Origin of the sequence: Streptomyces sp. NPDC020996 (genome assembly GCF_040641355.1) — a bacterium.
Classification (GTDB): domain Bacteria; phylum Actinomycetota; class Actinomycetes; order Streptomycetales; family Streptomycetaceae; genus Streptomyces.
In genome coordinates this window covers 1-17,266 of record NZ_JBFADM010000055.1, presented here as the reverse complement: position 1 = coordinate 17,266, position 17,266 = coordinate 1, and the positions used below count along the sequence as shown (strand labels likewise).

Here is a 17,266-nt window from a genome sequence, read left to right as displayed (position 1 = left end):
GCCCTCCCGGTGATCCTGTAGTCGCACCATGCGCGGTAGGCTGGCCGACCGTTGTACCGCACCGTGCGGCCCGGCATTTCGTTCGTCAATGTCCGGAAAACGCGCCCCGTTTGGGGTGGGTGTGGTACGGCAGAACCGGAGGACGCGCAACGTGGCGCAGTCCACAGCGGGCTGTCGCGGATCACGCTGTCGCGACGGGGGAACGGCCGCGACAATGCCAATCAATGGCTTTGTCGTCTTTGTGGACAGGCTGTTCGTGCCGCTGGGCACGCACGCTCGTTCTTCACTGCGGGACGGTCGGTGCGCCGTCCCCGGTGAGCTGGTCGTAGAAGCACTAACCGATGGGCGAGGGGTACGCATGACCGACACCGGCCAGGTCCCGGGCGAGGGACTGCCGGAGAACGCAGGCATGGTGGAGCAGCCGGGCGTACCCGCGCAGGGCTCGTACACCTACCTCTCCGAGACCACCGCCCAGGACGAAGACCTGTTGCTGCTGCCGGGCGCCCAGGGTGCGTGGGGCAACGAGGTCGCCCCGCCCGCGCCGGAACCGGTCGTCGAGGCCGTGCACGAGCCCGGCCCGCACGAGACGGACGGCCGGGACACCGGCTCGGTCGACCTCGGCGGAGTCCGCCTGCCCGACCCGGCGCCGTCGGCGCCCGTCGCGCCGCGCCGCCCGCTGCACCTCGGCCCGCCCATCCCCGACGCCTCCACCAGCCCGGTCCGCTCCCTGGCCGACCGCGGCCCCGCCGGCGCGCCGGTGCGGCAGCCCGCCCCGTCCGTGCCGGCCGCCCCCGAGTACCTCGACGCCCACCAGTCGGCCCCGCAGGGTGCGACGCCCTGGGGTGCTCCGCCGCAGACCGCGGTGCAGGTCCCGGTGGCCGTGGGAGCGGTGACCGCCGAAACGGTTGGCCCGGCGAGCGGGCATTTCCCGGTGCAGACTCCGGCGCCCGCGGCGGAGGCCCAGGCGCCGGCGCAGGACGGCACGTACGGCGCACCGGCTCCGGTGAGCGTGCCCCCCGTCGTCGTTGAGGGCGGCCTCCCGGCCGGGGTTCCCGACGCGGGCGTCCCGGACGCGCCCGCCCCCGCGCCCGTCACGGACGGCACCGTGCCCGCCGACGGCACCGTGCCCGCCGACGGCGGTGTCGCGACGGAGGGCGCTGTCCCCGCAGGGGCTGCTGTCCCCGCGGAGGGTGCCGCTCCGGCGTTCGAGGGAGCGCCCGTCGCCGGACCGGCCGACCCCGGGCACGCGCCCGCCGCCGACGCCGCCGAGGCGGGGCCGGTGCCCGAGGCGGAACCGACGCCCGAAACGGCCGCCGCGGAGACGGTCGTTCAGGAAGCGGTCGCTCCGGAGGGAGACGCTCCCGAGGCGGTCGCTCCGGAGGGAGACGCTCACGAGGCGGTCGCTCCGGAGGCCGTCCCCGCGGAGGCGGGTGCTCCGGAGGCGGTCGCCGCCGAGGCCGTTCAGGCCGCCGAGCCCGTGGCTCCCGCGGCTGAGGACGCCCCCGCCGTCCACCCCGACCCGGTACAGCCCGCAACCGCCGTACCCGCCGTGGACGCCCCCGTCGCCGAGCAGGCGATCCAGGAGCAGGCGGCCCAGGAACAGGTGATCCAGGCGCAGGCCGAGCAGATGATCCCCGGCGCCCAGCCGGTCGTCGCGGCCGCCGTTGCGCAGCCCGCCGCCGAACCGCCCGCCGCCGAACCGCCCGCCGCGGAGCCGGCCCCGGCCGTCCCGGGCGCGGACCCGGCCGCCGCGGCCCCCGCGCCGGAGGCGCCGCAGCCCCCGTACGAGGCTCCGGCCGCCGATGCCGTGGTCTCCGCGCCTCCGGCGGACCCGGCCGCGAGCCCGCAGCAGCCCCTCGCCGGAAGCGCCGAGGGCGTCGAGACCGTCGCCGAGGACGCGCCGAACCCGGCCGGGCCGCAGCCGGCGCCGCCCGTCGGCATCCCGGCCGCCCCGGCGCCGCAGCCGACGGCCGTCGCGCCGGTCGGCCCGCCGATCCAGTCCGCCGACCCGGCCGCCGTCCCGGTCCCTGTCCCCGTCCCCGGGCCCGTCGTCGCCGAGCCCGGTCCGGGCGAGGCCGCCGCCCTCCCGTCGGCTCTTCCGGACCAGCCCCTCCCGGACCAGCCCCTCGGGCAGTTCGTCCCCGTCGAGGGTTCGGTGCCCACCGCCCCGAACCTCGCGCCGGCCCCGCCGCAGGCCGTCGCCCTCCCCACGGAGGAAGGGCAGGCCGCGGAGCCCGTCGCGCCCGTTCCCGCCCCGCCGCAGTCCGGTCCCGAACCCGTGCGGAACGGGGAGGACCCGGAGGCCCAAGCCGCCGGCCAGGAAGAGGACGGCACGGCCGCGACGCCCGCCCGCCAGTCCACCGGCCCGGCCGCGCCCCCCTACGACGACGCCGAGCGCGAGGCCGTGCTGAAGGTCATGCGCGAGCGCCGCGACATCCGCAACGGCTTCCGCAGCGACCCGATCCCGCACGAGGTGCTGCTGCGCGTCCTGGAGGCCGCGCACACGGCCCCGTCCGTCGGGCACTCCCAGCCCTGGGACTTCGTCGTCATCCGCTCGTCGGAGACCCGCCGCAGCATGCACGAACTGGCCATGCGCCAGCGGGAGGCGTACGCCAAGTCGCTGCCGAAGGGCCGGGCGAAGCAGTTCAAGGAACTGAAGATCGAGGCCATCCTCGACACCCCGGTCAACATCGTCGTCACCGCCGACCCCACCCGCGGCGGCCGCCACACCCTCGGCCGGCACACCCAGCCGCAGATGGCGCCGTACTCCGCCGCGCTCGCCGTCGAGAACCTCTGGCTCGCCGCCCGCGCCGAGGGCCTCGGCGTCGGCTGGGTCAGCTTCTTCGACGAGCGCGAGATGGTCCGCGCCCTCGGCCTGCCCGAGCACCTGGAGGTCATCGCCTACCTGTGCGTCGGGTACGTCGACGAGTTCCCGGACGAGCCCGAACTGATGCAGGCCGGCTGGTCCAAGCGCCGCCCGCTGTCCTGGGTGGTGCACGAGGAGACGTACGGCCGCCGCGCCCTGCCCGGCGAGGAGCCGCACGACCTGCTCGCCGAGACCGTCGCCCAGATCCGCCCGCTGGACGCCAAGGCGCTCGGCGAGGCGTGGGAGCGGCAGAAGCGCATGACCAAGCCGGCCGGCGCGCTCGGCATGCTGGAGATCATCTCCGCGCAGCTGTCCGGCCTGTCCCGCCAGTGCCCGCCGCCGATCCCGGAGCCCGCGGCCGTCGCGATCTTCGCCGGCGACCACGGCGTGCACGCCCAGGGCGTCACCCCCTGGCCGCAGGAGGTCACCGCCCAGATGGTGGCCAACTTCCTCGGCGGCGGCGCGGTCTGCAACGCCTTCGCCGGCCAGGTGGGCGCCGAGGTCTGCATCGTCGACGTGGGCGTCGCCGCCGACCTGCCCGCCACGCCGGGCCTGCTGCCGCGCAAGGTCCGCGCCGGCACCTCCGACATGACCGCCGGCCCGGCGATGACCCGCGAGGAGGCCAAGCGGGCCATCGAGGTCGGCATCGAGACGGCCCGCGACCTGGTGGCGGCCGGCAACAAGGCGCTGCTGACCGGCGAGATGGGCATCGCGAACACCACCGCGTCGGCGGCCCTCATCTCCGTCTTCACCGGCGCCGACCCGGCCGAGGTGACGGGCCGCGGCACCGGCATCAACGACGAGACCCTCGCACGCAAGACCGAGGTCGTCCGCCGCGCCCTCGAACTGCACCAGCCGGACCCGGCCGACCCCATCGGCGTCCTCGCCGCGATCGGCGGCTTCGAGCACGCCGCCATGGTCGGCCTCCTCCTGGGCGGCGCCTCCCTGCGTACGCCGGTGATCCTCGACGGCGTCAGCGCCGGCGCCGCCGCGCTGGTGGCCCGCGCGATCGCCCCCGAGGTCCTCGCGGCCTGCATCGCGGGCCACCGCAGCGCCGAGCCGGGCCACGTCGCGGCGCTGAACAAGCTGGGCCTGCGCCCCCTGGTCGACCTCGACCTCCGGCTCGGCGAGGGCACCGGCGCCCTGCTGGCCCTGCCGCTGGTGCAGAGCACGGCCCGGGCGATGCACGAGGTGGCCACGTTCGACTCGGCGGGCGTCACCGAGAAGTAGACCGCGGCGGATCCGGGGACCGGGGTGGGGTGAGCAAGCACACCGTCGCGCCGCCCCGCCCGGGCCGTACGCTGAGACGCACCCAGTGCCCCACTGGAATCCGCACGCCAGGGCAGCTCCAGAGCCGTAGCGCCCACCGCCCCGCCTGGACGAGGAGCCGCACCTTCCATGGCCGAACACCCCGCCTACCCCGTAGGCCTCCGCCTCACCGGCCGCAAAGTGGTCGTGCTCGGCGGCGGCCAGGTCGCCCAGCGACGCCTGCCGGCCCTCGTCGCGGCGGGCGCGGACGTCCTCCTGGTGTCGCCCGAGGCGACCCCGTCCGTCGAGGCGATGGCGGACGCCGGCGAGATCACCTGGGAGCGGCGGCCGTACGCCGACGGCGACCTCGCGGACGCCTGGTACGCCCTGATCGCCACCAGCGACCCGGCCGCCAACACCGCCGCGTCCGCCGAGGCCGAGCGGCACCGCGTGTGGTGCGTGCGCTCCGACGACGCCGACCTGGCCACGGCGTGGACCCCGGCCACCGGCCACAGCGAGGGCGTCACGGTCGCCGTCCTCACCACCGACGCGCGCGGCCGCGACCCCCGCCGCACCGCCGCCATCCGCGACGCGGTCGTGGAGGGCCTGCGCGACGGCACCCTCGTCGCCCCGCACCACCGCACCCGCACCCCCGGCGTCGCTCTCGTCGGCGGCGGCCCCGGCCACCCGGACCTGATCACGGTCCGCGGCCGCCGGCTGCTCGCCGAGGCCGACGTCGTCATCGCCGACCGGCTCGGCCCGCGCGACCTCCTCGCCGAACTCCCGCCGCACGTCGAGGTGATCGACGCGGCGAAGATCCCCTACGGCCGCTACATGGCCCAGGAGGCCATCAACAACGCGATCATCGAGCACGCCAAGCAGGGCAAGGCCGTCGTCCGGCTCAAGGGCGGCGACCCCTTCGTCTTCGGCCGCGGCATGGAGGAGGCCCGGGCGCTGGTCGAGGCGGGCATCCCGTACACGGTGGTCCCCGGCATCTCCAGTTCCATCTCGGTGCCGGGCGCGGCCGGCATCCCCGTCACCCACCGCGGCGTCGCCCACGAGTTCACCGTGGTCAGCGGCCATGTCGCCCCCGACGACGAGCGCTCCCTGGTCGACTGGGCGTCGCTGGCCAAGCTGACCGGCACCCTCGTGATCCTCATGGGCGTCGACAAGATCGGGAAGATCGCCGAGACGCTGGTGGCGCACGGCAAGTCACCCGACACCCCGGTCGCACTGGTCCAGGAGGGCACCACCGCCGCGCAGCGCCGCGTCGACGCGACCCTCGCCACGGTCGCCGAGACCGTACGCGCCGAGGACGTGCGGCCGCCCGCGGTCATCGTCGTGGGCGAGGTCGTGAACGTGGGCCCCGAGGCCTGATCCCCAGTAACCCCGGGTAACACAACCCGTTCCCAGCCGTTGGCACCGCTCCCAGGACAAGGCAGTATCACCCCTGTGGCCGATCTCATCACCGTTGAGGACCCCGCCGACCCGCGCCTGCGCGACTACACGGGCCTGACCGACGTCGAGTTGCGCCGCAAGCGCGAACCCGCCGAGGGCCTGTTCATCGCCGAGGGCGAGAAGGTCATCAGACGGGCCAAGGAAGCGGGCTACGAGATGCGCTCGATGCTGCTGTCGGCGAAGTGGATCGACGTCATGCGCGATGTCATCGACGAACTCCCCGCACCCGTCTACGCCGTCAGCCCCGAACTCGCCGAGCAGGTCACCGGCTACCACGTCCACCGCGGGGCGCTCGCGTCCATGCAGCGCAAGCCGCTGCCGACGGCCGCCGACCTGCTGCAGACCGCCCGCCGGGTCGTCGTCATGGAGTCGGTCAACGACCACACCAACATCGGCGCGATCTTCCGCTCCGCCGCCGCCCTCGGCATGGACGCCGTCCTGCTCTCCCCGGACTGCGCCGACCCCCTCTACCGTCGCAGCGTCAAGGTCTCCATGGGCGCGGTCTTCTCGGTGCCGTACGCCCGCCTGGACACCTGGCCCAAGGGCCTGGAGTCGGTCCGCGAGGCCGGCTTCACGCTCCTCGCCCTCACCCCGGACGAGAAGGCCAGGACCCTCGACGAGGCCGCCCCGCACGCGATGGACCGGGTCGCCCTGATGCTCGGCGCCGAGGGCGACGGCCTGTCCACCCAGGCGCTGGTGGCCGCCGACGAGTGGGTCCGTATCCCCATGTCCCACGGGGTGGACTCCCTCAACGTCGGCGCCGCGGCCGCGGTCGCCTTCTACGCGGTGGCCACGGGCCGCCCCGTGGCGTGACCCGGCGGAACCCGCCGAGGTGGTGACCGGCTAACTCGACGGGGCGCGGTCCGGTTCCGGGTGCTGCTGTTGCTGTTGCTGCTGTACGACGCCGTCGCCGCCCAGTCCGCGTGACGGTCCCTGGCAGCCCTGCGCCGCGGCGATGCCGAGTGCCACCAGCAGCGTCACGACGACGAACACGACCAGCCGCTGTCGCAGCAGCCGCGGGTTCGCCGGGCGGCGTCCCGTTCCCGTGTTCCTGGGCGCCGGGCGGCCGGTGCCGCTGCGCGAGCCGGGTCGGCCTCCGGTTCCGGGGCCGGGGCCGCGGCGCTGGGCGGGCGTCGGCCGGCCACCGGTCCGCGGGGACGTCGTGGGGCCGCCGCGCGAGGCGCCGCCGCCACGTGACGGCACCCCGCCCCGCGACGGCACCCCGCCGCGGGCCGGCGCGGCGCCCCTGGAACCGGACGCGGCACCACGCGGGGGAGGGGTCCCCTGCGGTTGCCGCAGTGTGCGCTGCTGCTCCGGGTAGGTGTCGGCGAGCCGTCCGGTGGGCCGGTCCGCCTCACCGCTGCGCGGGGCGGGCGGGCGCACGTCGGTGAGCACATGCGCCTCGCGGGCGGCGATCTCCTTCAGCCGCAGCGACAGCTGGAGCGTGCTGGGCCGCTCCTCCGGGTCCTTCGCCAGGCACGCGCGCACGAGCGGGGCCAGCGCGTCCGGGACGCCGTGCAGCTGCGGCTCCTCGTGCACCACGCGGTACAGCATCACCTCGGAACTGCCGTGCCCGAAGGGCGAGTCGGACGTCGACGCGTACGCCAGCGTGGCACCGAGCGCGAACACGTCGGTGGCGGGCGTCACCGCGGCGCCGCGCACCTGCTCCGGCGCGAGGAAGCCGGGCGAGCCGACGGCCGTGCCGACGTGCGTGAGGGTGGAGGCGCCCGTCGCCCAGGCGATGCCGAAGTCGATGATCCGCGGCCCCTTCGGGGACAGCAGGATGTTGGACGGCTTCAGGTCCCGGTGGACGACGCCGGCCTCGTGGACGGCGACCAGGCCCTCCGACAGGGCCGCCCCGATCGAGGCGACCTCCGCCGCGCCCAGCGGCCCCTCGTCGGCGACCTTGTCGTGCAGGCTCGGGCCGGGGACGTACTGCGTCGCGAACCACGGCCGGTCCGCCTCCAGATCGGCGGCCACGAGCCGTGCCGTGCAGCCGCCGCGGATGCGCCGGGCCGCCGAGACCTCGCGGGCGAAGCGCGAGCGGAACTCCTGGTCCTCCGCCAGGTCCGGCCGGATGACCTTCAGCGCGACCCGCTGGCCCTTCTTGTCGGACCCCAGGTACACCACGCCCATACCGCCCGCGCCGAGCCGTCTGTGAAGCCTGAACGAGCCGACGACGCGCGGGTCCTCGCGCCTCAGGCGCATCATCGCCATGTTCATCCCCGCTGCCCGGTCCGTATGACGTGCCACAGCTTACGTTTCCACGGCCGCCCGCGCGCAGAGGCCGCGCCCTCCGGCGGGGACGGATTGTCAGTGGCGGGTGGAACACTTGAAGAGTGCTCAGGGACGCGCCGGACGGCGGGGTTTCGCCCTGCCGGTACGTCCAACCGCCTGAGAAGGATGGGGGATTGGGTCCATGAAGGGTGATCGCGTGGAGATCGTCGTGGATGCCGGGGACACGACGCGGACGTACGAGGTGGTCGCGAGCCGGGCCGGTCGCCGGGTGGAGACGGCGGTGCGGCGGGGCGTGGTCGAAGTGAGCGAAGTCACCCGGAACGGATCGGTGGTGCGAACCGCGCGGTTCATGGCGAACCGGGTGCTGGCCCTGGTCGAGCAGCCGGTGCCGCGGGAGGACGGCTCGGAAAAGGCGGGGCACACCGGGCGCCCCCTCCGGGAAGACCCCGAGTCGTAGGTCCCCGTCTCCACCCAGGGGAGTACTCGGCAGGTCACGGCTCATCCTCGGGGAGGCCCGGCAATGGGTACGAGGGCATGACGTGCGGTGCGGGCCGGACGCCTAGATTTGAGGTCAAGCGGCGGGTGCAGCACTCGTCCCCCGAGGTCAGACACCCGCCGCTGCCACGACAACCGAGAACGGTCGGGAGAGGGACCATGGCCCACACGGCACCGCGGACACTGCTCCGCACGCAGGGACGCTTCGGGCGTCCGCGCCGCACGGGCCGCCGCCACCCCCTGGTGGCGACGCTCATGGCCCTTCCCCTGGCGGCGCTGCTGCTCCTCGTCTTCGACGGCTGGGAGACAGTGGCCACACAGGCGTCGTCCGTGGGCGTGATGCTGGGGCGCTGAGCGGCGACCCCAGGCCCGGAAGAGCGGTCCGGGCGGGGACATCCACCCATGAAACCCCGTGGGGACGGGGGTGCGGCGGACGGCACAAATGCCGGCGCAGCTGGGGAGCTGCGCCGGCATTGCTCTTTCTGTGCGGCGGGTGACCAAAGTGCCCGCCGCGGCCCGTGCGGGGCCGACGGCGGCGTGCGCCGCGCCCCGGCGTGCGGGGGGCCGGAGACGCGCGGCTCTCGCGTGCGTACGCTCGGCGCAGATCCGCACGTACTCAGGAGAACCGTGACCGACCTTGCCGAGCTCGCCGCGCTCGCCGTGCGGGCCGCCCATGCGGGTGCGCCGGCCTGCTGCCGCGGGGACACGGTGACGCTGGCCGACCGTGGTGACGCGACCGTCGTGCGTCATGGCGGCGTCGTCGCCAAGGCCCATGCCGTGGACGCCGGAGACGGTCTGGCGGTTCGTCTCGGCGTGGCCGCGCGGCTTACCGGAGTGCTGCTGCCGCCGCTCGGGCCGGACCCCGTGGAACTGCACGGGCGGCCCGTGACCTTCTGGCCGTACGGGCGTCCCGTGGACCCGGACGACCCCGACGCCGCCCCGTGGGAGGCCGTGGCCACGCTCCTCGCCCGGCTGCACCAGGTGTCCGCGCGGGGCCTGCCCGTCATGCGGGGTCCCGCCAAGGCCGCGCGGGCCGTCGGGCGACTGGCCGGCGTCTCGCATCCCGCCGTGGCGCCGGTGCTTCGGGCCTGGGGGCGCCTACCGGCCTGGGCGCGGGCCGAGGCCCCCATGCCGGACACGGGCACCCTCTGCCACGGCGACCTCCATCTCGGTCAGCTCGTCCGGCACCAGGGGGCGTGGCTGCTGATCGACGTCGACGATCTGGGCGGGGGCGTCGCGGCGTGGGACCTGGCGCGGCCCGCGGCCTGGTACGCCTGCGGGCTGCTGTCCGGCGAGGAGTGGGGCCGTTTCCTGGCCGCCTACCGCCTGGCCGGCGGTCCCGCCGTGCCGGCCGACGGCGACCCGTGGCACGCGCTGGACGTGCCGGCCCGCGCCCTGACGGTGCAGACCGCCGCCCGCGCTGTCGCCAAGGCCGTGGCGGAGGACCGCCCCCTGGACGAGGTGGAGGTGTGCACGGTCGACGCCTGTGCCCGGATGAGTGACCTCCCGCCGGAGCCCGTTCACGGAAACCCGACGTAAGGTGCAACCGACCGGAGCCGGACGGAGTCTGTCCTGGCGATACGCGAACCACGGGCGAGGAGTTGAGCCGACGATGCAGTGTCCGAAGTGCCATGCGCCGATGCACACGTACAACCGCAACGGCGTCCAGATCGAGCAGTGCAGCGGCTGCCGCGGGATCTTTCTCGACTACGGCGAGCTGGAGGCCCTGACCCGCCTGGAGTCCCAGTGGTCCCAGCCGGCGCCGCCGCCCCCGGCCGCCCCGCAGGCGTACCCGGCCGCTCCTGCCTGGGGCGCCCCGCACGGTGGCGGGCACGGCGGCGGGCACGGGCACTACGGCGGCCACCACCGTCACAAGAGCTTCGGCCACATGCTGTTCTCCAGCTGACCCACGGCTGATCGCAGTCGACCACGAAGAAGCCCCCGGCCGCTGGGCCGGGGGCTTCGGTGCGTGGACGATACTGGGATTGAACCAGTGACCTCTTCCGTGTCAGGGAAGCGCTCTCCCGCTGAGCTAATCGTCCTTCATGATCCGAAGATCACTGCGTGCGCGATACTGGGATTGAACCAGTGACCTCTTCCGTGTCAGGGAAGCGCTCTCCCGCTGAGCTAATCGCGCGGGGGATCCGAAGATCCAGTGGACGATACTGGGATTGAACCAGTGACCTCTTCCGTGTCAGGGAAGCGCTCTCCCGCTGAGCTAATCGTCCTTGGAGGTGGAGACGGGATTTGAACCCGTGTAGACGGCTTTGCAGGCCGTTGCCTCGCCTCTCGGCCACTCCACCAGGAGTGGAGGGGGTCGGGAGATCCCCTCGTTCCTTCGAGCGGACGACGAGGCTCGAACTCGCGACCTCAACCTTGGCAAGGTTGCGCTCTACCAACTGAGCTACGTCCGCCTGTCGTTTCGGTACGCTCTCGCGTCCCGGCGACGTGTTGAACTCTAGCGGATTCCCCGGCCAGCACAAAAACGCGTTTGTGCAGCGTGCTGCGCTGCACCTGGTCAGGGCCCGTCAACGGACCCGCGCCCTACACTCGACGGGTGCTCGACCTGCCTCCTCTCGCCCGGTTCGGCGACCGACTTCTCACCGGGCTCCTCGACGTCACCGATGATCCCGCGGCTCTGGACTCCAGCGGCTTCTGGGCCGTCTGCGCCGACTTCGAGGGCCGTCTGACCTGCGCCCGCTTCCGCGACGTGCGACGCGAACCGGTGCCGGCCCCGGTACCGGGCGCGTGGCGGGGGCCGCGGGCCGGCGACTGGTCGTCGTCGCTGGACCGCGCCGCGTACACCGCGGGCGTGCGGCGGATCCGGGAGCACATCGCGGCCGGCGAGGTCTACCAGGCGAACCTGTGCCGGGTGCTGTCCGCGCCGGTCGCCGCCGACGCCGACGTGGACGCCCTGAGCGCCCTGCTGGCGCGCGGCAATCCGGCGCCGTACGCAGGAACGATCCGGCTGCCGGGGCACGGGGTCGAGATCGCCACCGCCTCGCCCGAGTTGTTCCTGCGCCGGGACGGCCGGATCGTCGAGTCCGGCCCCATCAAGGGCACCGGGCGCACCGAGGCGGACCTCCTCGAGAAGGACCGCGCCGAGAACGTGATGATCGTGGACCTGGTGCGCAACGACATCGGCCGGGTCTGCGCCACGGGCAGCGTGACGGTGCCCGACCTGTGCGCGGTCGAGAAGCATCCGGGGCTCGTCCACCTGGTGTCCACGGTGCGGGGCGAGCTGCGCGCGGACGCGGGCTGGCCCGACCTCCTCGGCGCCGCCTTCCCGCCCGGCTCGGTGACCGGCGCGCCCAAGTCGAGCGCCCTGCGCATCATCGACGCCCTGGAGACCGCGCCCCGCGGGCCGTATTGCGGCGGCGTCGGCTGGGTCGACGCGGACCGGGCCGTCGGCGAGCTCGCCGTGGGCATCCGCACCTTCTGGGCCGACCGCCACGAGGGCGTACTGCGATTCGGCACCGGCGCGGGCATCACCTGGGGCTCCGACCCCGAGGCGGAGTGGCGGGAGACCGAACTGAAGGCGGCGAGGCTGCTCGCGATAGCGTCGGGGGTGCACGATGTGAGGGAAGAGGGACTGACGTGAAGATCTGGCTCGACGGCGGGCTGAAGGACACCGACTCCGCCCGTGTCTCCGTCTTCGACCACGGGCTGACCGTGGGCGACGGCGTCTTCGAGACGGTGAAGGCCGTGGACGGCCGCCCGTTCGCGCTCACCCGGCACCTGGACAGGCTGACCCGGTCGGCGCGGGGCCTGGGGCTGCCCGACCCCGACCTGGACGAGGTCCGCCGCGCCTGCGCCGCCGTTGTCGAGGCCAACCCGATGCCGCTCGGCCGGCTGCGCATCACCTACACCGGCGGTCACGGCCCGCTGGGCTCGGACCGGGGGGAGCAGGGGCCGACCCTCGTGGTCGCCCTCGGCGAGACCGGCCGGCGCCCCGACTCCACCGCCGTCGTCACCGTCCCGTGGACGCGCAACGAGCGCGGCGCGCTGACCGGGCTGAAGACCACCTCGTACGCCGAGAACGTCGTCGCCCTCGCCCGCGCCCACCGGGAGCACGCCTCCGAGGCGCTGTTCGCCAACACCGTCGGGCAGCTGTGCGAGGGCACCGGCTCCAATGTCTTCGTCGTCCTCGACGGCGAGATCCACACCCCGCCGCTCGCCTCCGGCTGCCTCGCGGGCATCACCCGCGAGCTGACCGTCGAGTGGACCGGCGCGAAGGAGACCGACCTGCCGATGGACGTCCTGCGGCGGGCGGACGAGATCTTCCTCACCTCCACCCTGCGTGACGTGCAGGCCGTGCACCGTGTCGACGACCGGGAACTCGCGGGCGCGCCGGGCCCGGTGACCGCCAAGGCGATGCGGATCTTCGACGAGCGGTCCGGCGCCGACCTGGATCCGTGAGCGTCCGCGGAAAATCGGCTGACGGGTGCCCGTACGCCGGGTAGAACTCCCCTGATGACCACGACCCTGCGGCCGACCGAGCCGCTTCAGCGTGCGGCCGACGGAGCGCGTTCACGCCACTACCAGGTGTGCGTGAACAGCCGTCCCGTCGGAGCCCTGCACCTCGGCACCACTGCGGCCTTCGGCGACGCGGTGGCGCGGATACTGGACCTGCGCATCGAGGAACCGGACCGCCGTCGCGGCCGCGGCACGGTGGCCGCGCTCGCCGCCGAGGAGGTGGCGCGGGGATGGGGCAGTGGGCAGATCGAGGTGGCCGTCCCCGCCGGGGCCGAGGCCGCCCTGCGGCTGGTTCAGGCCCTCGGCTACGTCCCACGCAGCCGAGGCATGGAGAAACGGCTCGGCCGCACACCGCCCGCACTGCCCGCAGGCAGCCTGGCACGGCCCATGACCGGGGCCGAGTTCGAGGACTGGCTCACCCACCAGACGGAGGACTACGCGCGCGTCTGGATCGAGCGGGGCGTGCCCGAGCGGGCGGCGCACGCGAAGTCACGGCACGACCACGAGACCCTGCTGCCGCGGGGAATGGCCACCGACGGGATGCGCTTCAGCGTGCTCGAGCACGAGGGGACCCGGGTGGGCACCCTGTGGGTCGCCCTCCAGGACGAGAACGCCTTCGTCTTCGACGTCGAGGTCGAGGAGGCACACCGAGGGCACGGACACGGCCGTACGCTCATGCTCCTCGCGGAGCAACAGGCGATCGCCGCGGCCAAGGGCGTCCTGGGACTGAACGTCTTCGCCGGGAACACCCCGGCCGAGCGCCTCTACGAGTCACTCGGCTACGAGACGACTCGGTACTCCCTCTACAAGACCCTGCTCTGACCGCGGGAACCTGCTCCGCACCTCAGTCCTGTACGGCCAGCAGCCGGTCCGCGATCTCCTCGATCCGCTCGCGCAGCCCTTCCTGGCTCTTGCCGCCGTCCAGGCGCTCCCCGCCGATGACGTACGTCGGAGTGCCGGTCACGCCGATCGCCTTGCCCTCGGCCTGATCGGCGTCGACGATCAGGATGTGCCGGCCGTCGATCAGCGCGGTGTCGAACTCCTCGGCGTCGAGACCGAGTTCGCGGGCCGTCTCGACCAGGAAGGGTTCTCCCGCACGGGTCAGCTCCTCCACCCGGCCGAGCACCGCCTCGACGTAGGGCCAGCCCTGCCCCTGCGTCAGGGCCTCCTCCGCGGCCTGCGCGGCGGCGAAGGCGTGCTGGTGCTTCTCCAGCGGGAAGTGGCGCAGCCGCAGCTCCAGCCGGTCGCCGTAGCGGGCCCGCAGGGCGCGCAGGTCCTCCAGGGCGGTGCGGCAGTCGGGGCACTGGAGTTCGCACCAGACGTCGAGAACAACGGGCGCGGCGGGAGATGCGGGGGAGGTGTCGCTCATGGCCGACAGTCTCCCAGCCCGGACGCCGGCGACCCAATCGGGCCCTTACGGGGCGCCGGGCGGCAGCGGACGCGTCCGGCACCCGCGGAGGAGCCGACCCGGAGATCTCCCTGATGTCCCGTCGGAGCATGGCCCGGCGAGGTCCGGACGGTGCAGGATGGAAGGGACGAAGTGCCCCCCGACCGAGCCCTGCCTGGAGGACCGGATGATTGCCGAGACCGTCTGTTCCGCCGTCTCCGCGGCCGGTTTGGGCATCGCGGCGGTGACGGCGTACCGCAAGCGCTTCCTCGCGGCCGCCCGCATCGCCGCATACGCGCTCGTGCCCGTCGCTCTGGTGATGACCGGCATCGTGGACTGGGTGGCAGACACCGCGTTCAGCCCCACCGCCTGGGCCGGCTTCGGGCTGCTCGGCGCCTCCTGGCTGCTGTTCGCGTCCACGCGCGCCGTGGAGCGGCGCCGGGGCGGCACCCGCAAGGAGCGCAGGGAGGCCAGGGCCGCGCAGCGGCGCGAGACGGCCGCCCCGGAGACGTCCGCACCGTCCCTGGGGCCGTCGACGCGCCCGGCCGCCAGGCCCGCGAGCGCGCCCCGCACGAATTCCGCGGACGACTTCAGCGACATCGAGGCCATCCTCAAGAAGCACGGCATATGACCCGGCCATGACGACCGAAACGACACAGTGGATCAGCGCCGTGTCCTGAAGTGATCACGCTCGTACCGGACATCACGGAATTCGGCGAACTGCCGGTCTTTTCGGGCGTGTTGATCGCGTCGAGGGTCTCGTCTGCGCCATCATCGGCCGCGAGATGCTGGACACGAAACAGAGCGATGCCGCGCCTCCGTCTCAGGACGAGCCGCGCGGATGCCTCTTCGCCCTTTCCCAGCCACCGCTGATGATCTTCCTTGCGGTGATCGGGTGTCTGCTGCTCATGGCTTCGTTGCACGACCTGCTGTTGCTGTGAGCCGTACCCGTGGCCCCCGGCGCCACCCGCCGGGGACCACGTCGACGCCGGTGTCCGGTTCCGCCGTCAGCCCGCGGCCTCCTTGCGCCGGGCCCGGTAGGCGGCCACGTGCAGGCGGTTGCCGCAGGTGCGGCTGTCGCAGTACCGGCGCGACCGGTTGCGGGAGAGGTCGACGAAGGCGCGCCGGCAGTCGGGTGCCTCGCAGCGCCGCAGCCGTTCCTGCTCACCGGCCACCACGAAGAACGCCAGCGCCATCCCGCAGTCGGCCGCCAGGTGATCGGCGACCGAGGCGCCGGGGGCGAAGTAGTGCACGTGCCAGTCGTAGCCGTCGTGGTCCGTCAGGCGGGGAGTGGTGCCCGCCGCGGCGACCAGCTCGTTGATCAGCCCCGCGGCCGTCCGCGCGTCAGGGGCCCCGAAGACCGCCGTGAACCGCTCGCGGATCTCGCGCACCGCCGAGAGGTCCAGTTCCGAGAGCACCCCGACATCGCTGATCTCGTGGTTTCGTACGAAATCCTCGAGGGCCGCGACATCGGGCAGCGCGTCCGGGGCCGCGTCCTCCTCCGGCGCGGTGTTCACCAGATCCACCACGGTGTCCAGCGCGCACCGGGTGTCGTGGGTGATCAGCACGTTTTGCTCCCTGCCGTGGCGGTCGGTCGGGTGTGGGACCCGCCTGATGCTGGCCGATGGTAGTGGCTCGGGAGCGTGCCGTACCGGTCCGGTGCCGTGGCGACGCGCACGCCGGCGCCGTCCCGCGGCGAAATCGCGGCGACGGCGTCGGTGCGCACCCTATGTGGTTGTCCTGGCCCGTTCCGTCACCCCGAGTCGACGGTGCCGGGCGGCTTGTGAGGGTCTCGTCTAGCTTTCCGCCAGGATGTGGGACAGCTCCTGGTCGAGGTCGAAGTGGCGGTGTTCCGTGCCGGGAGGCACGGCGGCGTCCGTACGCTTCAGGAAGGACTCCAGCGCCCGTGCCGGGGCCTCCAGCAGGGCCTCGCCCTCCGGAGAGCTCAGGGCGATGCACACGACGCCCTGACCGTGACTGCGCGACGGCCAGACACGTACGTCGCCGGTGCCTGTGGGCCGGTGAAGGCCTTCCGCGAGGAGGTCGCGGGCGAACACCCACTCGACGGTCTCCTCGGCTCCGGTGTGGAAGGTGGCGTGCACGGCGTAGGGGTCGGCCGTGTCGTACCGCAGGCCTGCGGGGACAGGCAGGGAGGACTCGCTCGACACAACGAGGCGCAGGTGCAGCTCGCAGCTGACCGTGGTGTTCATAAGCGCCAGGGCCTTTCGCTCAGTGTGCGCTCGGGGATTCGCACGTCGGCGAAATCGACATGCCACCTACGGTGCCGTTGTAAACCCCTCTGAGTGTTTTGCGTGGCTTTACGTAACTCTTCCGGCCGAGAACCCCTTGGTATGGTACGGCCATTACGGTGACACGTTTCTCTCGGGTACAGTTTGGTCGTATGAATACGGGGAGTGACGGGTCCGGCGAGATCGCCGTGGCCACGGACGGAATGGACGTGGGCGGGGCGCAGGCCGAGCAGGGACTCGGCTCGCGGGCCCCCGAATTCGTCAAAGCGCGCCGTGTGCTGCATCTGAGCTGGCAGGTCGGCGTTTTCCTGATCGGACTCGCGGTCGTGGGCGCGGGCATCGTGATGCTGCCGCTGCCCGGGCCGGGCTGGGTGGTGATCTTCGGTGGCATGGCCATCTGGGCGACCGAGTTCGTCTGGGCCCAGCTGGTGCTGCGCTGGACCAAACGCAAGGTCACCGAGGCGGCCCAGCGGGCCCTCGACCCCAGGGTGCGGCGCCGCAATCTGACACTGACGGCGATCGGCCTCGTGATCGTGGCGGTGCTGGGCGGGATCTACCTGTGGAAGTTCGGCGTCGTCATGCCCTGGAAGATCAAGGACCAGTGATCCGCGGCGGGGACGCCCGCCGCCCGCCCTGGCGGGCAGTGGTCACCACTTGTCACCGTCTGTCACCGGAGCCACCGCTGTCGTCGCCGCAATTGTTGTCACCGCTGGTCACAGGCACCCCCTGACATGGGGTAATGTTCTTCCTGCGTCCGGGCGATTAGCTCAGTGGGAGAGCGCTTCGTTCACACCGAAGAGGTCACTGGTTCGAACCCAGTATCGCCCACCGGGAAAAGCCGGTCCGCCA

17 protein-coding genes and 6 tRNA genes are annotated in these 17,266 nt (G+C 73.4%); 14 read left to right on the top strand and 9 right to left on the bottom strand.

Annotated elements, in window-relative coordinates; translation table 11 throughout:
• Positions 1 to 358 precede the first annotated feature (358 nt).
• The 3 genes from cobT (at position 359) to AB0G63_RS29775 (ending at position 6,385) form a co-directional block, all read left to right on the top strand.
• On the top strand, positions 359 to 4,096 hold the full coding sequence (cobT, locus tag AB0G63_RS29785) for a nicotinate-nucleotide--dimethylbenzimidazole phosphoribosyltransferase (protein WP_360756406.1): 3,738 nt from the start codon (positions 359 to 361) through the stop codon (positions 4,094 to 4,096).
• 168 nt (positions 4,097 to 4,264) lie between these two features.
• Entirely contained in the window at positions 4,265 to 5,491 is a 1,227-nt protein-coding gene (gene cobA / locus AB0G63_RS29780) for a uroporphyrinogen-III C-methyltransferase (protein WP_360756404.1), read from the top strand.
• Positions 5,492 to 5,566: 75 nt separating this feature from the next.
• The gene (locus AB0G63_RS29775; protein WP_360756401.1) at positions 5,567 to 6,385 is read left to right on the top strand and encodes an RNA methyltransferase; all 819 of its coding nucleotides are present in this window, start codon (positions 5,567 to 5,569) and stop codon (positions 6,383 to 6,385) included.
• 30 nt (positions 6,386 to 6,415) lie between these two features.
• On the opposite strand, the gene AB0G63_RS29770 is transcribed toward AB0G63_RS29775, so the two are convergent.
• The gene (locus AB0G63_RS29770) at positions 6,416 to 7,795 is read right to left on the bottom strand and encodes a serine/threonine-protein kinase (protein ID WP_360756495.1); all 1,380 of its coding nucleotides are present in this window, start codon (positions 7,793 to 7,795) and stop codon (positions 6,416 to 6,418) included.
• A gap of 196 nt (positions 7,796 to 7,991) precedes the next feature.
• Between AB0G63_RS29770 and AB0G63_RS29765 the strand changes: the two genes are divergently transcribed.
• The 4 genes from AB0G63_RS29765 to AB0G63_RS29750 all read left to right on the top strand — a co-directional run bounded on the left by AB0G63_RS29765 (position 7,992) and on the right by AB0G63_RS29750 (position 10,211).
• A complete protein-coding gene (locus AB0G63_RS29765) occupies positions 7,992 to 8,267 on the top strand; it encodes a hypothetical protein (RefSeq protein ID WP_360756399.1) in 276 nt (91 codons plus the stop codon).
• A gap of 197 nt (positions 8,268 to 8,464) precedes the next feature.
• Positions 8,465 to 8,659 carry a hypothetical protein gene (locus tag AB0G63_RS29760; RefSeq protein WP_360756397.1) on the top strand — a complete coding sequence of 65 codons (195 nt, stop codon included), beginning with the start codon at positions 8,465 to 8,467 and terminating at the stop codon, positions 8,657 to 8,659.
• A 306-nt stretch (positions 8,660 to 8,965) separates the two neighbouring features.
• A complete protein-coding gene (locus tag AB0G63_RS29755) occupies positions 8,966 to 9,844 on the top strand; it encodes an aminoglycoside phosphotransferase family protein (RefSeq protein ID WP_360756493.1) in 879 nt (292 codons plus the stop codon).
• Between the two features lie 73 nt (positions 9,845 to 9,917).
• On the top strand, positions 9,918 to 10,211 hold the full coding sequence (locus AB0G63_RS29750) for a zf-TFIIB domain-containing protein (RefSeq protein WP_360756394.1): 294 nt from the start codon (positions 9,918 to 9,920) through the stop codon (positions 10,209 to 10,211).
• A gap of 64 nt (positions 10,212 to 10,275) precedes the next feature.
• Here the strand turns inward: AB0G63_RS29750 and AB0G63_RS29745 are convergent.
• From AB0G63_RS29745 to AB0G63_RS29725, 5 genes are all read right to left on the bottom strand, one after another.
• Positions 10,276 to 10,347, bottom strand: a tRNA-Val gene (locus AB0G63_RS29745).
• Positions 10,348 to 10,370: 23 nt separating this feature from the next.
• A tRNA-Val gene (locus AB0G63_RS29740) sits at positions 10,371 to 10,442 on the bottom strand.
• Positions 10,443 to 10,461: 19 nt separating this feature from the next.
• Positions 10,462 to 10,533 (bottom strand) — tRNA-Val (locus AB0G63_RS29735).
• Between the two features lies 1 nt (position 10,534).
• Positions 10,535 to 10,608 (bottom strand) — tRNA-Cys (locus AB0G63_RS29730).
• Between the two features lie 38 nt (positions 10,609 to 10,646).
• Positions 10,647 to 10,719, bottom strand: a tRNA-Gly gene (locus AB0G63_RS29725).
• A gap of 143 nt (positions 10,720 to 10,862) precedes the next feature.
• Between AB0G63_RS29725 and AB0G63_RS29720 the strand changes: the two genes are divergently transcribed.
• Genes AB0G63_RS29720 through AB0G63_RS29710 form a run of 3 tightly spaced genes read left to right on the top strand, consistent with a single transcriptional unit; the run spans position 10,863 to position 13,603 of the window.
• Positions 10,863 to 11,906, top strand: coding sequence for a chorismate-binding protein (locus AB0G63_RS29720; protein ID WP_360756391.1), 1,044 nt, complete (start codon positions 10,863 to 10,865; stop codon positions 11,904 to 11,906).
• The gene (locus AB0G63_RS29715) at positions 11,903 to 12,724 is read left to right on the top strand and encodes an aminodeoxychorismate lyase (RefSeq protein ID WP_360756388.1); all 822 of its coding nucleotides are present in this window, start codon (positions 11,903 to 11,905) and stop codon (positions 12,722 to 12,724) included. Before AB0G63_RS29720 ends, AB0G63_RS29715 begins: the two co-directional genes overlap by 4 nt.
• A 54-nt stretch (positions 12,725 to 12,778) precedes the next feature.
• On the top strand, positions 12,779 to 13,603 hold the full coding sequence (locus tag AB0G63_RS29710; RefSeq protein ID WP_360756385.1) for a GNAT family N-acetyltransferase: 825 nt from the start codon (positions 12,779 to 12,781) through the stop codon (positions 13,601 to 13,603).
• Positions 13,604 to 13,625: 22 nt separating this feature from the next.
• Here the strand turns inward: AB0G63_RS29710 and AB0G63_RS29705 are convergent, their stop codons facing one another.
• Positions 13,626 to 14,150: a DsbA family protein gene (locus AB0G63_RS29705; RefSeq protein WP_360756382.1), complete on the bottom strand. Its 525-nt coding sequence runs from the start codon at positions 14,148 to 14,150 to the stop codon at positions 13,626 to 13,628.
• Between the two features lie 205 nt (positions 14,151 to 14,355).
• Here AB0G63_RS29705 and AB0G63_RS29700 point away from each other — a divergent pair, with 205 nt between their 5' ends.
• On the top strand, positions 14,356 to 14,799 hold the full coding sequence (locus AB0G63_RS29700) for a hypothetical protein (protein ID WP_360756379.1): 444 nt from the start codon (positions 14,356 to 14,358) through the stop codon (positions 14,797 to 14,799).
• A gap of 154 nt (positions 14,800 to 14,953) precedes the next feature.
• Positions 14,954 to 15,109, top strand: a complete 156-nt coding sequence (locus AB0G63_RS29695) for a hypothetical protein (RefSeq protein WP_360756377.1) — start codon at positions 14,954 to 14,956, stop codon at positions 15,107 to 15,109.
• A gap of 66 nt (positions 15,110 to 15,175) precedes the next feature.
• On the opposite strand, the gene AB0G63_RS29690 is transcribed toward AB0G63_RS29695, so the two are convergent.
• On the bottom strand, positions 15,176 to 15,736 hold the full coding sequence (locus tag AB0G63_RS29690; protein WP_360756375.1) for a CGNR zinc finger domain-containing protein: 561 nt from the start codon (positions 15,734 to 15,736) through the stop codon (positions 15,176 to 15,178).
• Positions 15,737 to 15,964: 228 nt separating this feature from the next.
• Positions 15,965 to 16,378 carry an SsgA family sporulation/cell division regulator gene (locus AB0G63_RS29685; protein ID WP_004002642.1) on the bottom strand — a complete coding sequence of 138 codons (414 nt, stop codon included), beginning with the start codon at positions 16,376 to 16,378 and terminating at the stop codon, positions 15,965 to 15,967.
• Positions 16,379 to 16,569: 191 nt separating this feature from the next.
• Between AB0G63_RS29685 and AB0G63_RS29680 the strand changes: the two genes are divergently transcribed.
• Complete coding sequence (locus AB0G63_RS29680) at positions 16,570 to 17,022, top strand: TIGR02611 family protein (protein WP_360756372.1); 453 nt, start codon at positions 16,570 to 16,572, stop codon at positions 17,020 to 17,022.
• Positions 17,023 to 17,173: 151 nt separating this feature from the next.
• Positions 17,174 to 17,245: transfer RNA gene (locus AB0G63_RS29675), tRNA-Val, on the top strand.
• Positions 17,246 to 17,266: the final 21 nt, after the last annotated feature.